At 67.8% G+C, this 16,380-nt stretch carries 16 protein-coding genes; 3 read left to right on the top strand and 13 right to left on the bottom strand.

The features are described 5' to 3' along the window. Window positions 1–23: 23 nt before the first annotated feature. Both ACSQ9E_RS21285 and ACSQ9E_RS21280 read right to left on the bottom strand, forming a co-directional pair. A complete protein-coding gene (locus tag ACSQ9E_RS21285) occupies window positions 24–683 on the bottom strand; it encodes an SMI1/KNR4 family protein (RefSeq protein ID WP_436219121.1) in 660 nt (219 codons plus the stop codon). Beyond that, window positions 680–1,666, bottom strand: a complete 987-nt coding sequence (locus ACSQ9E_RS21280) for a helix-turn-helix transcriptional regulator (protein WP_436219120.1) — start codon at window positions 1,664–1,666, stop codon at window positions 680–682. The genes ACSQ9E_RS21285 and ACSQ9E_RS21280 overlap by 4 nt, the downstream gene beginning before the upstream one ends. A gap of 125 nt (window positions 1,667–1,791) precedes the next feature. Between ACSQ9E_RS21280 and ACSQ9E_RS21275 the strand changes: the two genes are divergently transcribed. Beyond that, the gene (locus ACSQ9E_RS21275; protein ID WP_436219119.1) at window positions 1,792–2,403 is read left to right on the top strand and encodes a glutathione S-transferase family protein; all 612 of its coding nucleotides are present in this window, start codon (window positions 1,792–1,794) and stop codon (window positions 2,401–2,403) included. Window positions 2,404–2,412: 9 nt separating this feature from the next. On the opposite strand, the gene ACSQ9E_RS21270 is transcribed toward ACSQ9E_RS21275, so the two are convergent. The 8 genes from ACSQ9E_RS21270 to ACSQ9E_RS21235 all read right to left on the bottom strand — a co-directional run bounded on the left by ACSQ9E_RS21270 (window position 2,413) and on the right by ACSQ9E_RS21235 (window position 8,486). Next, window positions 2,413–3,669 (bottom strand): putative Na+/H+ antiporter, encoded by a 1,257-nt coding sequence (locus ACSQ9E_RS21270; protein WP_436219118.1) that lies wholly within the window; start codon window positions 3,667–3,669, stop codon window positions 2,413–2,415. A 125-nt stretch (window positions 3,670–3,794) separates the two neighbouring features. Further along, window positions 3,795–4,625 (bottom strand): LytR/AlgR family response regulator transcription factor, encoded by an 831-nt coding sequence (locus tag ACSQ9E_RS21265; RefSeq protein ID WP_436219117.1) that lies wholly within the window; start codon window positions 4,623–4,625, stop codon window positions 3,795–3,797. Beyond that, complete coding sequence (locus ACSQ9E_RS21260) at window positions 4,622–5,689, bottom strand: sensor histidine kinase (protein WP_436220246.1); 1,068 nt, start codon at window positions 5,687–5,689, stop codon at window positions 4,622–4,624. The genes ACSQ9E_RS21265 and ACSQ9E_RS21260 overlap by 4 nt, the downstream gene beginning before the upstream one ends. A 21-nt stretch (window positions 5,690–5,710) precedes the next feature. Next, on the bottom strand, window positions 5,711–6,007 hold the full coding sequence (locus ACSQ9E_RS21255; RefSeq protein WP_157412414.1) for a 2TM domain-containing protein: 297 nt from the start codon (window positions 6,005–6,007) through the stop codon (window positions 5,711–5,713). Window positions 6,008–6,040: 33 nt separating this feature from the next. Beyond that, window positions 6,041–7,105, bottom strand: coding sequence for an alpha/beta hydrolase family protein (locus ACSQ9E_RS21250; RefSeq protein ID WP_436219116.1), 1,065 nt, complete (start codon window positions 7,103–7,105; stop codon window positions 6,041–6,043). A 23-nt stretch (window positions 7,106–7,128) separates the two neighbouring features. Beyond that, window positions 7,129–7,425, bottom strand: a complete 297-nt coding sequence (locus ACSQ9E_RS21245; protein ID WP_436219115.1) for a 2TM domain-containing protein — start codon at window positions 7,423–7,425, stop codon at window positions 7,129–7,131. Window positions 7,426–7,459: 34 nt separating this feature from the next. Further along, a complete protein-coding gene (locus ACSQ9E_RS21240) occupies window positions 7,460–8,035 on the bottom strand; it encodes a DUF6622 family protein (RefSeq protein WP_057266084.1) in 576 nt (191 codons plus the stop codon). A 55-nt stretch (window positions 8,036–8,090) separates the two neighbouring features. Then, entirely contained in the window at window positions 8,091–8,486 is a 396-nt protein-coding gene (locus tag ACSQ9E_RS21235) for a DUF2306 domain-containing protein (protein ID WP_436219114.1), read from the bottom strand. A 206-nt stretch (window positions 8,487–8,692) separates the two neighbouring features. Here ACSQ9E_RS21235 and ACSQ9E_RS21230 point away from each other — a divergent pair, with 206 nt between their 5' ends. Continuing rightward, window positions 8,693–9,517: an undecaprenyl-diphosphate phosphatase gene (locus ACSQ9E_RS21230; RefSeq protein ID WP_436177096.1), complete on the top strand. Its 825-nt coding sequence runs from the start codon at window positions 8,693–8,695 to the stop codon at window positions 9,515–9,517. Window positions 9,518–9,653: 136 nt separating this feature from the next. Continuing rightward, window positions 9,654–10,982 (top strand): diguanylate cyclase domain-containing protein, encoded by a 1,329-nt coding sequence (locus ACSQ9E_RS21225; protein ID WP_057201203.1) that lies wholly within the window; start codon window positions 9,654–9,656, stop codon window positions 10,980–10,982. Between the two features lie 51 nt (window positions 10,983–11,033). On the opposite strand, the gene ACSQ9E_RS21220 is transcribed toward ACSQ9E_RS21225, so the two are convergent. The 3 genes from ACSQ9E_RS21220 to ACSQ9E_RS21210 form a co-directional block, all read right to left on the bottom strand. Beyond that, window positions 11,034–12,533: an FAD-binding oxidoreductase gene (locus ACSQ9E_RS21220; protein ID WP_436219113.1), complete on the bottom strand. Its 1,500-nt coding sequence runs from the start codon at window positions 12,531–12,533 to the stop codon at window positions 11,034–11,036. A 104-nt stretch (window positions 12,534–12,637) separates the two neighbouring features. Next, complete coding sequence (locus ACSQ9E_RS21215; protein WP_436219112.1) at window positions 12,638–14,431, bottom strand: diguanylate cyclase domain-containing protein; 1,794 nt, start codon at window positions 14,429–14,431, stop codon at window positions 12,638–12,640. A 2-nt stretch (window positions 14,432–14,433) separates the two neighbouring features. Next, entirely contained in the window at window positions 14,434–16,215 is a 1,782-nt protein-coding gene (locus ACSQ9E_RS21210) for a diguanylate cyclase domain-containing protein (RefSeq protein WP_436219111.1), read from the bottom strand. Window positions 16,216–16,380 lie beyond the last annotated feature (165 nt).

The raw sequence follows: 16,380 nt of genomic DNA, 5'->3' as shown, positions 1-16,380 counted from the left end.
TTCAACTTACGGGGGCGGCGCGCTCAGTCGTCGGCTTCCAGCACCACACCCAGCGCATCCTGCAGCGCCCATAGCGTGTCGTCGCTCAGCGCAGCCACGAAGACCCGCATGCCATCGCTCCACTCCACCAGGCAGGCCGCATGCCCTGGCTGGACGTAGGCGCGCATTTCGTTGACGGTGCCCACATGGTGCCACCGGCCCTGCAGCGCGTGCTCGGTGCCGGGCCCGGCCAGCCCCGAGGCGGCATGCGGCAGCGCCTCGCCGAACGTGCACTGCCAGACCAGCATGGTGGCGATGAATTCCGAGCAACTCTCGCACACGCGGTACCACTCGGTGGCATCGCCCGTGGTGGTGATCCACACCGGTGGATCGTCGCCCGCCGCAGGGTCGCAGTCCACGCCGTAGCGCACCACGTCCTGGTTCTCTTCGAGGAAGACGAGCTTGCCGTCCTGCACGCTCCAGTCGGCCGGCGGCAGGAACTGGTCGTACACCGTGGTGAAGTCGCGCGCGTTGCCGGCCAGCAGGTAGAACTCGCGCAGGGCGCGCGGTGCGGTGAGGCCCAGGGCCTGCTGCGCCTTGGTGACGGCATGCGGGTCCACCGCATCCGTGGGCCTGAGCGCGCGGCCCAGCATCTGGAACAGGCCGGGGTAGGGTAGGTGCGGCATGGGGTCGGCGGTACTCATGTCGAAGGCGCCATATTGCCAGACCCGCGCGCCAGGCCGCGCGCCACGCGCTCGGTGGCGGCCTGCAGCAGATCGCGCAGGCTCTCTGGCTCCAGCACCTCAAACTCCACATCCAGCGCCAGCAGCCAGTGCACCAGCGTGCTTTGCTGGTGGGCGCCGCAGGCCAGCACGCAGCGCGCGTCGTCCAGCGCCTCCAGCACGCCGGCGGAAGGCGGTATGCGCCGTGCCATGGTGGCGTGCGGCTGGTGCAGGATGATGCGCGCCTGCTGCGGGTACTGCGTCAGCGCTACAGAGCGCGAGACGTAGGCGCGCAAATCTCCCCCGTCCGGGCCGGCGCGGGGGGCGAAGTGACCCCCGGCCACCGCATCGCCGGCCATGCGGTCGATGCGGAAGGTGCGCCAGTCGCTGCGCGCCGGGTCCCAGGCCACCAGGTACCAGCGCTGGCCGCTGTGCACCAGGCCCTGCGGCTCCACGCTGCGCTGGCTGGCCTGGCCCTTGGCGTCCAGGTAGGCGAAGTCCACGCGCAGCTGGTCGCGGCAGGCCGTGGCCAGCACAGAGAGCGCTGCAGCGTGCACGGTCGGGCCCACATGCTCGGTGGGCAGGATGGCCGAGCGCAGCGCATCGATGCGCTTGCGCAGGCGCGCGGGCATGACCTGTTCGAGCTTGACCATGGCGCGCAGCGAGCTTTCCTCCACCCCGCCCACGGTGCCGGCCGTGGCCAGGCGCAGAGCAATCGCCACGGCCAGGGCCTCCTCGTCGTCCAGCAGCAGCGGCGGCAGCGCCTGGCCGGCACGGAAGGCATAGCCACCTGCCACGCCGCTGCTGGCGTGGATGGGGTAGCCCAGTTCGCGCAGCCGGTCGATGTCGCGGCGCAGCGTGCGCGGGTGGATTTCCAGGCGCTCGGCCAGTTCGGCACCGGCCCAGTGGCTGCGGGTCTGCAGCAGGGAGAGCACGCGCAGCAGGCGGGAAGACGAGGACAGCATGGAAATGAATGTACGTCGAATCGAGGGCGGAATCTGTCCGCAATGCATCCTACATTGCATCCACGTTCCCGGCGCAGTGCCGAAACGGATTGACCCCGTCAACCAACCACTTCAAGGAGTCTCCCATGTCCATCGTCCTCCACTGGCACCCCATGTCCAGCGCCACCCCCATCGCCAGCGCACTGGTCGAACTGGGCATTCCCCATGAGCGCGTCACGCTGGACCTGAAGGCCGGCGACCAGCGCCGCCCCGAGTTCCTGGCCCTCAACCCCAATGGCAAGGTGCCCACCATGGTGGTGGACGGCAACCCCATGTTCGAGACCCTGGCCATCCATTTCTGGCTGGCCGGGCAGTACGGTGTGGAGCGCGGCCTGTGGCCGAAGGAGGGCACACCCGAGCGCATGCAGGCCCTGTCCTGGGCCACCTGGGCCTATGTGACCTACGGCACCCTGCTGGTGCGCCTGCATGTGGCCACGCAGGGCGATGAGGCATTGCGCAGCGAGGTGCATGCGGCTGCAGCGCGCAGCGGCCTGGACCAGTTGCTCGCCCTGCTCGATGCCCGCCTGGCCGCACAGCCCTGGATGCTGGGCGCCGACTATTCGCTGGTGGACCTGATCGTGGGCTCCGTCCTCGGCTACAGCGTCTACGTCGGTGCACCGGTGGCAGCGCACACGCACGTGCAGGCATGGCTCACCCGCGTGCAGGCGCGTCCCTCCATGCAGCTCAAGGCCGACTGATCAACTGCCCTAAAGAAGCAGGAAGGCTGCCGCCGCAACGGCGGTTGGCAGCAGCGCCCCCACCAGCAGCCCGCCCGCGCCGATGCTCCCGTCCTCGAACCCGCCCTTGAGCAGGGCCACGCCGGCCGGATTGGGGGCATTGGCAATCACGGTGAGGCCACCGCCTGCCACGGCACCCGCCACCAGCATGTATTTGGCCGGGTCGGACATGCCTTCGATCAGCGATCCCAGGTAGGTCAGGGCCGCGTTGTCGGTGATGGCCGTGAGCCCCAGTGCGCCCGCAAACAGGGCCAGGGGCTGCAGGCCCGAGACGATGGGCTGCAGCCACCACTGCTGCATGCCGCCCAGCACCACCAGCCCGGCGAGAAAGAAGCCCACGAGCAGGGCTTCCTTGATGATGAGCGGGCTCTGGTGCTTGTCGTAGGCCTGGGTGTAGCCCAGGAACATCAGGAACAGCGCCAGGAACACGACGGGGTGGTGGGCGAACAGCACCACCCCGGCCAGCAGGGCCAGGTGCACGGCCACCACGGCCATGGGGACCGCTGGCACGCGGCTCGCGGTGGCGTCCGGGGCCGGCAGCAGGTGCCGGCGTAGCAGGGCGGCGCAGACAGTGGCGTTGACCAGCACGGCGATGGCGGCCTTCCAGCCGAAGGTGGCCAGCATGAAGGCGCTGTCCCACTGCCAGGTGGCAGCCACCATCAGCACCGGTGGTGCGGCGTACGAGGTGAGCGTGCCGCCGATGGACACGTTGACGAAGAGCACGCCCAGCGCGAAGTACTTCACGCGCTCGGGCACGGCCGGGCGAAAGATCTGCGGCGCCAGCATCAGGGCGGCAATGGTCATGGCCGCCGGCTCGGTGATCAGCGAACCCAGCAGCGGCACGGCCGCCAGCCCCAGCCAGGCGGTGGCCAGCGGCGTGGGCAGGGGCATGCGCCGTGCCATGGCGTCGATCGCTGCGATCACGGTGCGCAGCACGGGGCTCGAAGCCGCGATCACCATGACCACGAAGACGAACAGGGGCTCGGTGTAGTTGCGCGACTCGGCATAGGCGAGTGCTTCGGTACCGCCCGAGATCAGGGCCATGGCGACCACGAGCACAATGGCCCAGAAGCCGAAGACCACCTCCACCTCGCCCAGCAGGTGGAGCAGGCCGGCATGGCGGGGGTAGCGGTGGGACAGCCGCTCGAACAGGCGCGCGGCAAAGGTGTGGATCAGGGCAATGCCGAAGAGGGCCGCCGCAATCCAGTGGATGGCGTGGGGTTGCATGGGTTTCCAGTCGCAGTGAAGCCGCGTGGCGGCCCGACCGACGCATGAACCTGTCACGCCCTTGTGGCGTGTACACCCGGCCCTGATTTTACCAGACCTCGCATGAGCGCTGTCTGGTGCGGACTTTACATGGCCTTGAACAGGTGCGCGTACAGCCGGCTCACGGCCAGCCTCTCGGGCCGGCCCGAGAGGGCCAGGTGCAGCTTGCCGGCCTCGTCGCGCGTCACCGTGGTGATGGCGCTGGCGCGCACCAGGGTGCTGCGGTGGATTTGCCAGAACACCTGGGTGTCCAGTTGCTCCGTAAGCTCCTTGAGCGGCGTGCGGATCAGGAACTCGCGCTCGGCCGTGAGCACGCGCACGTACTTGTCGGCGGCCTCGAAGTACAGCACCTCGGCCACCGGCACCATGTGGATCTGGCTGCCGCTGCTGGCCTGGATCAGCGTGAGGGGTGTTGTGGGGTTCCCTGCCGCAGGGGCAGGTGCGGCGGAGGCTATCCCGGGCGCGGCCAGCAGGTGGCGCAATTGGGCCATGGTGGTTTCGAGCGCGGTGGTGGCGGGCGCCTTGGCGGCAAGGGCCTGCTGCAGCTTCTGCACCGTCTTTTGCAGGCGCGCCGCCTGCACGGGCTTGAGCAGATAGTCCATCGCCTGGGCCTCGAAGGCCTGCACGGCGTACTGGTCGTAGGCCGTCACGAACACCAGGGCCGGAAAGGGCATGTCCGCCGGCCAGGCATCGGCCAGCTCCACGGCCGCGTCCAGCCCGCTCTGGCCCGGCATGCGGATGTCGAAGAACAGCACCTCGGGCTGCAGCACCAGCGCCTGGCGCACGGCCGAGAGGCCATCGCCCACGGTGGCGGCGATCTGCAGCGCGGGCCAGGCGCGGGCCAGCTCCTGCTGCAGGGCCATGGCCAGCAGGGGTTCATCTTCGGCGATCAGGGCGCGCACGGGTGGGGTGTTCATGCCGGGCTCGTAGTCAAGGGAAAGGTGATGGTGGCGCTGGTACCCCGGGGCGCATGGGCGGCCAGTTCGAACTTCCCGGCCTCGCCATGCAGCGTGGCCAGGCGCTCGCGCACCTGGGTCAGTCCGAAACTGGTGCCTGGTGCCGTAGGCGCGATGGGGGGCGCAGAGTTCAGCCCGGCACCGGTATCGCTCACCTGCAGCACCAGCAGCATCCTGCCCTTGGGGCCGGCTTGTGTGCGCGCCTGCACCGTGATATGGCCGCCTTCCACTTCGGGCTCCAGCCCGTGGCGGATGGCGTTTTCCACCAGCGGCTGCAGCAGCAGCGGGGGCACGGGCACCTCGCGCAGGGCCTCGGGCAGGTCCAGCGTGTAGGCCAGGCGCGGGCCCATGCGCACGGCCATGAGCTCCAGGTAGTCGGCCAGGCGCTGGAACTCGTCGGCCAGCGGGTGCTGGGTGCTGCGCGATGCGCTCAGCGTGGCGCGCAGATAGGCAATCATGCGGTCCAGCATGTCCTGTGCGCGCACCGGGTCGGTGCCGATCAGCATGCGCAGGTTGGCCAGGGTGTTGAACAGCATGTGGGGTTCGAGCTGTGTCTCCAGCAGCTTGAGCTGGGCCTCGGTGGCCTGGCTGTGCACCTCGGTCATGCGCGCCTGCATCCAGGCGCTCTTGCCGTTCACGTAGAAGTAGTAGCAGATGACGGTCCCCGCCACCACGGTGATGCCGATGGAGATGCGCAACTGCGCGCGCCCCGCACTGTCCCAGGAGGAGACGCCGCACCACCAGTCCGCCAGCAGGGTGCCGCCCAGGTAGCCAAGCACGATACCCACCAGGGGCAGTGCAAAGCCGGCAATGCCCTTGGGCCAGCCGTACTCCTCGCTGGAGGCGAACAGGTGGCGGCCGAAGTCGACCAGCGCCCAGGTCAGCGTACCGATGGCCAGCGAGTAGGTGGCCGGTATGTAGTAGGGCTTGTCGGGCCGGAAGGCATACTGGATACCGGAGACCGCCAGGCAGAAGGCCAGGGTCTGCAGCAGGCGCTGCAGCTTGTCGAGCCAGTCGATCTTCATGGCGGAATCGTTCACGCCATCTCAGCGGCCGTCGCGCTGGCGCAGCAGGCGCTCGCGCTCTTTCTGCACCATGCGCTCGCGCAGGCCGCTGCCGGTGCCCAGAATGAACACCGAGACACCGTGCAGCGCCAGGCCCAGCCCCCAGCCCAGCAGCGGGTACACCGACCAGGGGCGGTTGCCGAAGCCGTAGCGCGACATGGAGAACACGATCAGGTTGACCACCACGTACAGGACGGCATGCATGTACCAGCCGAGCTTGGCGCCTGCGCGTTTGCGCGCGAGTTTCTCGATGGCTTCGGGGGTCAGGGGTGCGGTCATGGATGGGGTGATTCTAGGCTGCAGCGTGGCACGCTACGGGGCCTTGGCTTGCACGGGCGCTGGCACCTGCAGGTGCTGCTCGAAGTAGCGCACGATCTTCGTGTCCACCGCGCGCATCTGGCCACGGTCGAAGCCGGGCGGGTCGCCCAGCAGGCGCACGGCGAGGTCGGACATTTGGGCAAGCGCAGGCTGGGGCGAGAGCAGGGCGCCGTGGCCGGCGTCGGGCAGGGCGGCCAGCACGGTGCAGTGCCCGGCGCAGGCCTCGGTCACCCGGTCGCTGTGAAAGCGCGGCACCAGCCACAGGTCCTTGCCCGCAGTGATCAGCGCCAGCGGTACCCGGGGCCTGGCCAGCGATGCCATGTCGAAGTCTGCCGCGAGCGGCACGCCGGCCACGATGGCGGCGATGCGCGGCTCGTCGTGTGTGTACCAGGTAGCGTCTTCATAGCGCTGGCGGATCACGCCCAGCGCCACGGTCTTCTTCACCCCGTCGAGGAAATTGCCCTTGAGCTCGGTGAGCAGGCCCACGCAGGTGGCAAAGTCGTCGGCGATGTTCGCCTCGCAGTGCTGCCTGTACCGGGCCGGGGACCAGCGCCCGCCTGCCAGGCTCAGCGCCGTGTGGCCGCCGGCGGACATGCCGTACATGCCCACCTTGTCGAGCGAGAGCAGGGGCGCCAGTGCTAGGTCCTTCGCTATGGCGTCGATGGCGCGCGAAACCTCGGCGGGGCGCTTCTTCCAGCTGTCGGGCCCGGGCTTGGACGGGTCCTTGGCGTTGTCACCCGCATGTTCGGGCATGGCCACCACAAAGCCTGCGGCCACCAGCGAGCGCGCGAGGTCTGAATAGACCCAGGGGTTGCCCCCCGAGCCGTGCGAGACCACGACCAGCCGGCCATTGCCTGCGACTGGCGCGCCCTGCCAGGCGAGCTGCAGGTGGAACGGGCCGCGCTGCAGGGGCTGGTCGGCGGCACTGCTGGGGTAGTACACGGTGACCGGGCCATCGCCCTGCAGTCCGGTGATCTCCTTGAGGCCGACCCCTGCCTGGGCCAGGCTGGCGGTCAGGGTGAGCAGGCCTGCCCATGCCAGGCGGGTGTATTGGTGCATGGTGTGTCTCCTGGGCCCGATTTTCAGGGACGGTTGTTGTTCTGGACGATGCGATCGCGCTCGGATTGCACCATGCGTTCGTGCCAGTTCGAACCACCGGCCAGGACGAACACCGCCATGCCGTGCACCAGCAGGCCGATGCCCCAGCCGGCGAGGGGGAACACCGCCCAGTGCCGTCCGCTGGACAGCGACAGCGATACCAGCAGCAGGTTGACCAGCACATACACGGTGGCATGGATGAACCAGCCGAACTTGGCGCCGGCGCGTCTGCGGGCCAGGTTTTCGATGGGGTCGTTGGACAAGGGGTAGCGACGGGACATGGGGGATCTCCTTGGAAGGGGGCTGAGGTGAGAATCAGGCAGCAGCGTGGTCGGATGCGGTGGTCACCGCCCGGGGCGCCCTGGCCAAGCACCACAGGCGGGCCGAACGGGCGATGAACAGGCCGTTGAACACGCCGTAGAGTGCGGCGATCTCCAGGTCGAAGGTGGCGTCGTGCGCCAGAGCGGGCTGCATGGCCATTTCGATGCCGACCAGGTACTTGGTCAAAAAGATGCCCAGGATCAGCAGCAGGGGCAGCGGGCTGCCGGGGATGTGAAAGCTGCGCGAGGCGGCCAGGTAGCGGGTGCCGGTCGGAGGGGTGGGCCACAGCGCCAGGGTGAGGGTGGCCACGACGGCGGCAGCAGCCATCCAGGCGGCCAGGGCGCCCAGCACCTGGCCGGAGCTGCCGAAGGCCGACACCAGTCCGTAGACCGAGAACAGGGTCATGGCCACGGGCATCACGGCCACGCGGGTCAGGCTGGCGGTGCGGGCCACGAGCTGGCTGCCGCCCAGGGCGAGGAGCCCGGCGAGCAGGCCCCAGACCCAGGTGGGGGTCTTCTGCAGCACGGTGCCAAGCGCTTCGGGATGGTGGATGAGAAGGTCGATGATCATGGTGAGATGCTCCTGTGATGGGGAAAAATTTCGTATCGATGGGAGGGAGGGGCGTTCAGGCGAGGCCGACCTGGCTCCAGAGCCACTGGCCGAGCAGGCGGTTGGGCAGCAGGGTGAAAGCACCGGCCACGAGGCCCGAGCCGATGTAGGTGCCCTGCATGATCCGGCGGTGCGCCGTCACGTTGCCGCGCACGAGGAAGTGGAACGACAGGGCGATCAGGCCCAGGGTGATGGGGATCAGCAGGTGGATCAGGCCGAAGCCGCCCAGGCGCGGGCCCTTGTCGCCGCTGATGAACACGGCCGACAGGGCGACCGCCGCCATCAGCGTGACCCAGGCATAGCCGGCTGCGCGGTGCAGGCGCGGGCGCTGGGTACGGGTGCGACGGGCCCACACGGCCAGGGCGGCCAGCGCGGCGGCCATGTGGATGGCGATGACGGGGGTGATCTGCATGGTGGGCTCCTGGGGTCAGGTTTGAGCGATGGGCGTACTGTGCCGATCCCCTTGCGCGGCGACCACCGGCCTGCGATGAAATGCACGGGTGAGGGAGCGAAATGCCGCGGACCGGAGCAAAGTGCAGGTGTTTTGGCGCCGGCCGGGGACGGTCGGCAGGGATAATCGGCAGCTTTGCCGGCCCTGTGGGCCAAAAGGACGCACGCGTGGACCTCGTTTTGCTGGCCAAGGCCGCCCTGATGGGCGTGGTCGAAGGCCTGACCGAATTTCTCCCCATCTCCTCCACCGGCCACCTGATCCTGGCAGGCTCCCTGCTTGGCTTCGACGATGCCAAGGCCAAGGTCTTCGACATCGCCATCCAGACCGGCGCCATCTTCGCGGTCATCCTGGTCTACTGGCAGAAGATCCGTTCCACCCTGGTGGCGCTGCCGCGCGAGCGCAGCGCGCAGCGCCTGGTGCTCAACGTGCTCATCGGCTTTTTACCGGCGGTGGTGCTGGGCCTGCTGCTGGGCAAGGCCATCAAGGCGCACCTGTTCATCCCGGTGGTGGTGGCCAGCACCTTCATCCTGGGGGGCTTCGTCATCCTCTGGGCCGAAAAGCGCCCGCCGGGGGCCACCCGCATCCACGAGGTGGACGACATGGGCCCGCTCGATGCCCTCAAGGTGGGCCTGGTGCAGTGCCTGGCCATGGTGCCGGGCACCAGCCGCAGCGGCGCCACCATCATCGGTGGCATGCTGCTCGGGCTGTCGCGCAAGGCGGCCACCGATTTCTCGTTCTTCCTGGCCATGCCCACGCTGATCGGCGCCGGTGTGTACAGCCTGTACAAGGAGCGTGCGCTGCTGTCTGCAGCCGACATCCCGATGTTCGCCGTCGGGTTGGTGTTCTCGTTCTTCAGCGCCTGGCTGTGCGTGCGCTGGCTGCTGCGCTACATCAGTAGCCACAGCTTCGTGCCGTTTGCCTACTACCGCATCGTCTTCGGCATGGTGGTGTTGATCACGGCCTGGGGGGGGTGGGTGCGCTGGGCCGAGTAGCGGACTTGAGGGTATGTCGCAGCCATGGGCGGGCTGCGAAAGTGATAAGCTGTAACTTATGGTTGCGCTACCTGCCAGCGCGACCCTTGTTTTCGGCCTGCCAGTAGACGATCCTTGCCCCCGGGACTTTCTCCACATGACGCCAGACGAGCCAGAGATTCTGCCCCCACTCACCAGGCATACGGACTGGTCCCAGGAGGAGTTGCTCGATCTGATCACGCGCAGCGCGGGCGCCACCCTCGCCGCCGTGGACCGCAGCCTGCAGATGATCTATGTGAACGAGGAATATGCGCGCTGGTTCGGCAGCACGCCCGAGCGCCTCGTGGGCAAGACCCTGGTCGACCTGTATGGCGAACATGACTGCGCCCGCTTCATGCCTTTTGTAGAGCGCGTGCTCGGCGGCGAACGCGTGCAGTACCAGCGCCTGCTGCGCACCCCCTACGGGTTCGACGAATGGCGCACCATCTGCCTGACGCCCTGGCCAGCCCGCAACGGCGTCATCGATGGCTTCATCACCACGGCGCTCGACGTGCATGAACTGCAGGTCACCATGAATGCCCTGCGTGCGGCCAACCAGCGGCTGTCGTCGCACATGGAGAACAGCCCCCTGGCGGTGCTGGAGATGGACCAGGACCTGCGCCTGCTGCACTGCTCGCAGCGGGCGGTGCAACTGATGGGCTGGCTGCCGGTCGCGCACCTGGAGGGGCAGTCGCTCACGCAACTGCTGGGCCACACGTCCGACGAAGGCCTGCACCTGGCCCTGCAGCGGCTGCAACAGGGCCAGGAGGCACAGAACCGCGCCGAAACCTCCTTCGTCCGCCACGATGGTTCCGAAGTGCACTGTGAGTGGTTCAACTCCGCGCTGACCGATGCCGAAGGCCGCGTGACCTCCATCATGGCCCTGGTACAGGATGTCTCGGCCAAGATCCAGATTGCACGCCAGCAGCACTACCAGGCCAACCACGATTCACTGACCGGGTTGTACAACCGCGCAGCGTTCCACAGCCGTCTCGAACAGTCGCTGGCCCAGGTGCGCCAGAACGCGGGTTCGGTGGCACTGCTGTTCATCGATCTCGATGGTTTCAAGCGCGTCAACGACACGGAAGGCCACCATGCAGGGGACGAGGTGTTGCGCACCGTCGCCCAGCGGCTTTCCTCCACGGTGCGGGCGGGCGACACCATCGCCCGCCTGGGGGGCGACGAGTTCCTGGTCATGCTGGACCGCGAGGTCACGCGCGACGTGACCGACGCCATCGGCCAGCGCATCATCCACGCGCTGCATGAACCCATGTGGGTAGAAGAGCGCGCGCTGTACGTCGGCGCCAGCATCGGCGTAGCGATGCATCCCCCGCTCGAAGGCGAGACCGATGCCCTCATGAACCGCGCCGACCAGGCCATGTATGCGGCCAAGCGCGCCGGCAAGGGGCGGCTGCACTACGCTGAGCGCGCATTGCAGCAAACGTGATGAGCCCGCCCTTGCAGGGGGCAGATGCCCGCTGTAAGGGCATCCCGGGCGTTATTCAGCGGGCAGGCGAATGCTCTGCTGGTATTTGAAGAAGTTGGTCGGGTCGTACTGCTTCTTGGCCTGCTGCAAGGTGGGGTAGGCCGGGCCGAAATAGGCGTCTTCGAAATCCTGCAGGCTGGCATCGGGGTAGTTCTGGTACACATGCCCGTTCAGGAAGGGCTGCACCAGCTTCATGAAGCCGGCCAGCCAGGCCTCCGTCTGCGCACGCTCCGCGGGGTTGCGCCAGAACACGTCCACCACCAGGTCAGCATCCACGCGGCGGTGGATGAAGGCGCTGGCCTCGATGGGGTAGCGGTTGATGGCGCCGCCATAGGGCTCCAGGTAGGCCAGCGACCACTGGTTGGGCGAGGTCAGGAAGTAGTCGATGATGGACTGCCAGTCCGCCGGCGTGAGCGGGCGGCTGATGTAGCCCGAAGCCTTGCTTTCGGCAATGCCATCGGGCAGGTTGTCGGGCAGCGAATAGGGGTGGTCTTCGAGCCAGACGTTCATGTCCGGGTAGGTGCCGGTCTTGTCCACCAGCAGCTGCGCGCTGGGGATGGCCATGAGCGGGGCAATCGCCTGCAGACCGGCCTCGCGCGTGCCGCAGAACATGCCCTGCACCATGGCCACCGGTTTGCCGCCGTAGTAGCCCAGGTTCATCATGTAGCCGAGCGCATCGGGTGCGCCGCTTTGCATGTAGCGCTGCTGCATCATGGTCAGCACGCTGGCGGCCTGGGACATGTCCCAGCCGATGGACCAGGCCCACACCGTGTCCAGCGGAACCATGCTGTAGGTGACCTGCAGCAGCACGCCGAAGTTGCCGCCCGTGCCTCCGCGCATGGACCAGTACAGCAGCGGGTTTTCACTTTCGCTGGCCGTCACGATGCTGCCGTCGGCCAGCGCCACGCGCAGCGACTCCACCAGGTCGCTCTGGATGCCGTAGCGCCGCGAGGTGTAGCCGTAGCCCCCACCCTGCACGAAGCCGCCCACGCACACGCTGCCGCAGGCGCCGGTGGGCACGTGCCAGCCGGTGTGGTTCATGGCCCCGTTGAAGTGGTCGAAGTCGGTGCCTGGCCGCACGTACACGCGCTGGTTCGGCGGGTCCAGCACCACGCCCTGGATATCGCTCAGGTCGATCACCATGCCATTGTTGACCGAGTAACCGGCCGTGCTGTGCCCGCCGCAGCGCACGGCCACCGGCACCTTGTACCTGCGCGCCACGGCCAGGCATTCGAGCACGTCGTTCTCGACCGCGCAGTAGACGATGATCTGGGGAAACGACTGGAAGGCGGGGTTGGACTCCTGGCGGTCCTTGTCGTAGCTGGGGCTCGATGGCAGCACCACTCGGCCCACGAGCATGTGCTCCAGATGGGCCAGCGATTCCAGTGCGATCGCGGTTTCGGAGGTCTCGCCGGTGACCCCCGCCGCATCGGCTGCCGAGGCGGCAAGGGCATGGAATTGCGCGACACGCGCAGCTTTGGCAATGCGGGCGGGACTTTTGCGATGGGCCATGGCACAGGATCCGTTGGGAAGTTGCGAGGACTCCTGTGTAACGGAACCCACACCGTTTGACCAGCAATGGATTCCCCAGGTAGCACCTGTCCCCGTGCGGCCGCCTATGCGGATGAAAGGGCCAGGTCGCCGGTGTTGCGCCGCAGGCAGAACTTGCCGCTCTGCTTGCCGCTGTACATGGCCGCGTCCGCGAGCTTGAGCAGGCCTGCGGCGTCGCTGCTGTCGTCGGGGGCGATGGCATAGCCGACGGTCAGGCCCACGTGGACCTGGATGCTCCCGAGCGAGAAGGGCAGGCGAAAGGCGTCGAGCAGCTTGAGCCCCAGTTCGTGTGCCTGCTGGGTGCTGGACATGTGGCCGGCCATCACCACGAATTCGTCGCCGCCCAGGCGCGCCACCACGTCGCTTTGCCGCACATGGCCCTGCAGTCGGCGGGTGACGGCCACCAGCAGTTCGTCGCCGATATCGTGGCCATGCTGGTCGTTCACGGGCTTGAAGCCATCGAGGTCCATCATGTAGACGGCCAGCAAGTCGCTCTTGCTGCAGCGGGGCAGGGCGGCGGCCAGGGCCATGTTCAGCCCCCGGCGGTTGGGCAGGCCGGTGAGCGGGTCGGTGTGGGCCAGCGAGTGCATGGCATCGCGCTCGCGGTTGGCATGCAGGGCCTCCAACTGCAGGGCGTGCGTGCGCAGGCCCAGCACGCGCATGAACAGCAGCATGTCGATGGTGGCGCCGAACTGGAAGGAGTGCAGCGTCCAGAAATTGACCGGCACCCAGCCGTTGATGACGCCGATCATGACGGCCGTGGTCACGAAATAGATCAGCCAGGCCGCCAGCAGGCTGGTGCCCACCCCGTCGCCTGCGATGGCCTTGCGCACCGCGCCCGGGATGCCCATGAGCGCGGGCACCAGGCCCAGGATGCTCACGATGGCGGCGATGGCGCGCGTGCTCAGCACGTCCAGGCTGTAGGCCAGGCCCAGCAGCACGCACAGCGCGGCGCCGCAGCGCATGGCGCGCAGGAAGCGGCTATTGGGCCGGTCCCCGGCCAGTGCCTGGCTGATGAACAGGAAGGAGCCACAGGTCGCCAGCAGGGCCGACAGCCCGGCCGCATGCTCGGTGAACCACAGGCTGTTGCTCCACAGGTACTGCCGGCCGATGCCGAACAGGTGCAGCGAGAACATCAGGCTGCCGGTGATCAGCAGCGCGTAGAAGATGAACAGCGGCTCGCGCAGGCTGGTCCACTGGGCCAGGCTGTAGATCAGCAGGCACAGCGCCAGGCCCGTGAGCACGCCCTGCAGCATCTGCTCGTCCACCGCCGTGGCGAGCATGGCCGACGATTTGTTGAGCGTGATCGGCAGGATCATGGCCGCCCGTGTTTCCACGCGCATCAGCAGTTCGTACTGATGGCCGGGCAGAAATTCGAGCGCCACCGCATGCGAGCGGCTTTGCAGGGGGCGCTCCGAATACGGCTGCAGGCTGCCCAGCACGACGTGCTTCGTCACATGGCCGGCGCTGAGCACGTAGACGTCGATGCGGTTGAGGTCCGGGTGGTTGACGTCCAGTGTCCAGCGCCCGTCGGAGGTGAGGTGCACCAGCAGCGGGGCGCGCAGCCAGATGGCGTCCGAGCGCACGCCCAGCGTGGCGCCCTTGGATGGGGGCACCACGAAATCACCCGCACGCGCCAGCACTTCTTCCAGTCCCAGCCTGAGCGTGGGGTCGGAGAGCATGGTGACTGCGGACCACAGTTCCACGGATGCCTTGCTGTCGTGCAGCACCAGGGGCTCTGCCGAATGGGCCTTGCCGGCGCCCGCCAGCAGGCCCAGCAGCAGCCAGGCCGCCATCAGCCAGAACCTGCGCAATGCAGGCAGTTGGCAGGCGGTGGGGTGGCGTACGACGGCTTGCATGGTCAGGATGCGAGTGCCATGGGGCCATCACCGCGCAGCAGGCAGTGCTTGCCGGTCTGCTTGCCCTTGTACATGGCGGCGTCGGCCTTGTTGATGAGCTCGCGCACGTCCTTGCCGTCGAAGGGGGCCAGCACGTAGCCGATGGTCAGGCCCACGCCCACGCGCAGGTTGCGCAGCGTGAACGGCTCCCTGAAGGCCTGCAGCAGGCCTTCGCCGATCTCCCGCGCCTGCTCGGGCCGGGTGAGCTCGGTGGCCAGGATGATGAATTCATCGCCACCGGGGCGCGCCACCATGTCAGTCTGGCGCCGCATGTTGTTCTGCAGCCGCTGGCCTACCGCCACCAGCAGGTCGTCGCCCACATCATGGCCATGCGTGTCGTTGACGGGCTTGAAGCCGTCCAGGTCCAGCAGGAACACCGCCACCATGCGCTGGGGTGTGCACTGCTCCAGCGCCGATTTCAGCGCGATCTGCATGCCACGGCGGTTGGGCAGGCCCGTGAGCGGATCGGTGTGGGCCAGCGAGCGCATGGCATCGCGCTCGCGCAGCGCCTCGAGCGTGGCCTTGCGCAATGCCTCCGAGCGCAGCCCCAGCACGCGCAGGAAGAGCAGCATGTCCACCGTGGCACCGAACTGGAAGGCATGCAGGGTCCAGAAGTTTGCGGGCACCAGGCCTTGGCTCAGCGCACCGATAGTGCCGGCACCGACGGCATACACGGTCCAGGCCACTAGCAGCGTACCGCCCACAGGGTCGCCGCGGCGCGTCTGGCGCAGTGCAGCAGGAATGCTCAGCACCGTGGGCAGCAGGCCGAACAGGGTCATATAGACGTTCGCCGCCCGCACACTCAGCAGGTCGAGGAGGAAGGCCAGGCACACAAGGGTTGTGATCACGGCGCAGCCCTGCATGGTGCGCGCATACCGGCCTTGCGGTGCGTCGCTCGCCAGCGCATGGCCCAGGAAGAGGAAAGAGCCCGCCAGCGCCAGCAACCCCGCGATGATGGCCGAGTGCCCCTCCATCCAGGCATTGCCAGGCCACAGGAACTGCACGCCGATGCCGAAGAACTGCAGGGAGAACGTCGCGCTGCCGAAAACCACCAGCGCGTAGTAGGCGAACAGGCGGTCACGCTGCCCTACCCACTGCAGCAGGCTGTACAGCAGCAGCCAGAAGGCGAGCCCGTTGAGCAGGCCTTGCAGCATCTGCTCGCGCAGTGCCAATTTCAGCCTGTGGGGCATTTCGCTGACCGTGATGGGAAGAGTCATGGGCCCCAGGGTGCGCACGCGGATCAGGACGTCGTAGCGCTGCCCCGGCTGCAAGTCGAGTGCCATGGCCGGAGTCCGGCTGGCGCCGGCTTCCTTGCCAGGCGCGCGTTGGTAGCCCTGCAAGGAGTGCTGTAGCACTTCGCCGTCCCGGGCCAGGTAAAAGTCCACCTCCAGCAGGGAGCTGTAATCGATGTTGACGATCCACTGGTTAGAGAAGGTGGCGGGCGTGACCATGGGGAAATGCAGCCACATGGCCTCCTGTCGCAGGCCCAGCGCGCCGCCGCGGCGGGCCGGCTCATCGAACCGGTCGATCCTCCCCAGCATGTCGTGGACCGTGAGCTCACGCGAGGCATCGGCTTGCACTGTGATCACCTTCCAGGCGTCCAGGCTCTGGGTGCCGGGGCCGAGTACGAGCGGGGTGGCCGCGTGCACGGGCAGTGTCGGGAGCATGAGCAGACACAGCGCGGCCACGCAGGCCATCGCAGCGCGGCGGGCCATCGAACGCATGAACCAGTGCAGCACACTCATTGATGGTTCGCAGTGGTGGTCAGTTGCCCAGGGTCTGCCTTCCACCATTGGGGTGGCGCTGGCAGCCGGTGCCAGGCATCGGCAATGCAAAGGGACGAGGCGCTGGACATGGTGGTCAGGGGGCAGGGCGCAAGCTCGGTGGCGGCAGGCCTGTAGGGCCGTTTG

It is taken from the genome of Acidovorax sp. LjRoot118 (genome assembly GCF_964253575.1).
Lineage (GTDB): Bacteria > Pseudomonadota > Gammaproteobacteria > Burkholderiales > Burkholderiaceae_C > Acidovorax.
This window is presented reverse-complemented; position numbering and strand designations above follow the sequence as displayed.

Bases quoted from the DNA above. Each gene is read 5' to 3' on its own strand.
- ACSQ9E_RS21285 (WP_436219121.1), bottom strand. From the start codon at position 683: ATGAGTACCGCCGACCCCATGCCGCACCTACCCTACCCCGGCCTGTTC.
- ACSQ9E_RS21280 (WP_436219120.1), bottom strand. From the start codon at position 1,666: ATGCTGTCCTCGTCTTCCCGCCTGCTGCGCGTGCTCTCCCTGCTGCAG.
- ACSQ9E_RS21275 (WP_436219119.1), top strand. From the start codon at position 1,792: ATGTCCATCGTCCTCCACTGGCACCCCATGTCCAGCGCCACCCCCATC.
- ACSQ9E_RS21270 (WP_436219118.1), bottom strand. From the start codon at position 3,669: ATGCAACCCCACGCCATCCACTGGATTGCGGCGGCCCTCTTCGGCATT.
- ACSQ9E_RS21265 (WP_436219117.1), bottom strand. From the start codon at position 4,625: ATGAACACCCCACCCGTGCGCGCCCTGATCGCCGAAGATGAACCCCTG.
- ACSQ9E_RS21260 (WP_436220246.1), bottom strand. From the start codon at position 5,689: ATGAAGATCGACTGGCTCGACAAGCTGCAGCGCCTGCTGCAGACCCTG.
- ACSQ9E_RS21255 (WP_157412414.1), bottom strand. From the start codon at position 6,007: ATGACCGCACCCCTGACCCCCGAAGCCATCGAGAAACTCGCGCGCAAA.
- ACSQ9E_RS21250 (WP_436219116.1), bottom strand. From the start codon at position 7,105: ATGCACCAATACACCCGCCTGGCATGGGCAGGCCTGCTCACCCTGACC.
- ACSQ9E_RS21245 (WP_436219115.1), bottom strand. From the start codon at position 7,425: ATGTCCCGTCGCTACCCCTTGTCCAACGACCCCATCGAAAACCTGGCC.
- ACSQ9E_RS21240 (WP_057266084.1), bottom strand. From the start codon at position 8,035: ATGATCATCGACCTTCTCATCCACCATCCCGAAGCGCTTGGCACCGTG.
- ACSQ9E_RS21235 (WP_436219114.1), bottom strand. From the start codon at position 8,486: ATGCAGATCACCCCCGTCATCGCCATCCACATGGCCGCCGCGCTGGCC.
- ACSQ9E_RS21225 (WP_057201203.1), top strand. From the start codon at position 9,654: ATGACGCCAGACGAGCCAGAGATTCTGCCCCCACTCACCAGGCATACG.
- ACSQ9E_RS21220 (WP_436219113.1), bottom strand. From the start codon at position 12,533: ATGGCCCATCGCAAAAGTCCCGCCCGCATTGCCAAAGCTGCGCGTGTC.
- ACSQ9E_RS21215 (WP_436219112.1), bottom strand. From the start codon at position 14,431: ATGCAAGCCGTCGTACGCCACCCCACCGCCTGCCAACTGCCTGCATTG.
- ACSQ9E_RS21210 (WP_436219111.1), bottom strand. From the start codon at position 16,215: ATGAGTGTGCTGCACTGGTTCATGCGTTCGATGGCCCGCCGCGCTGCG.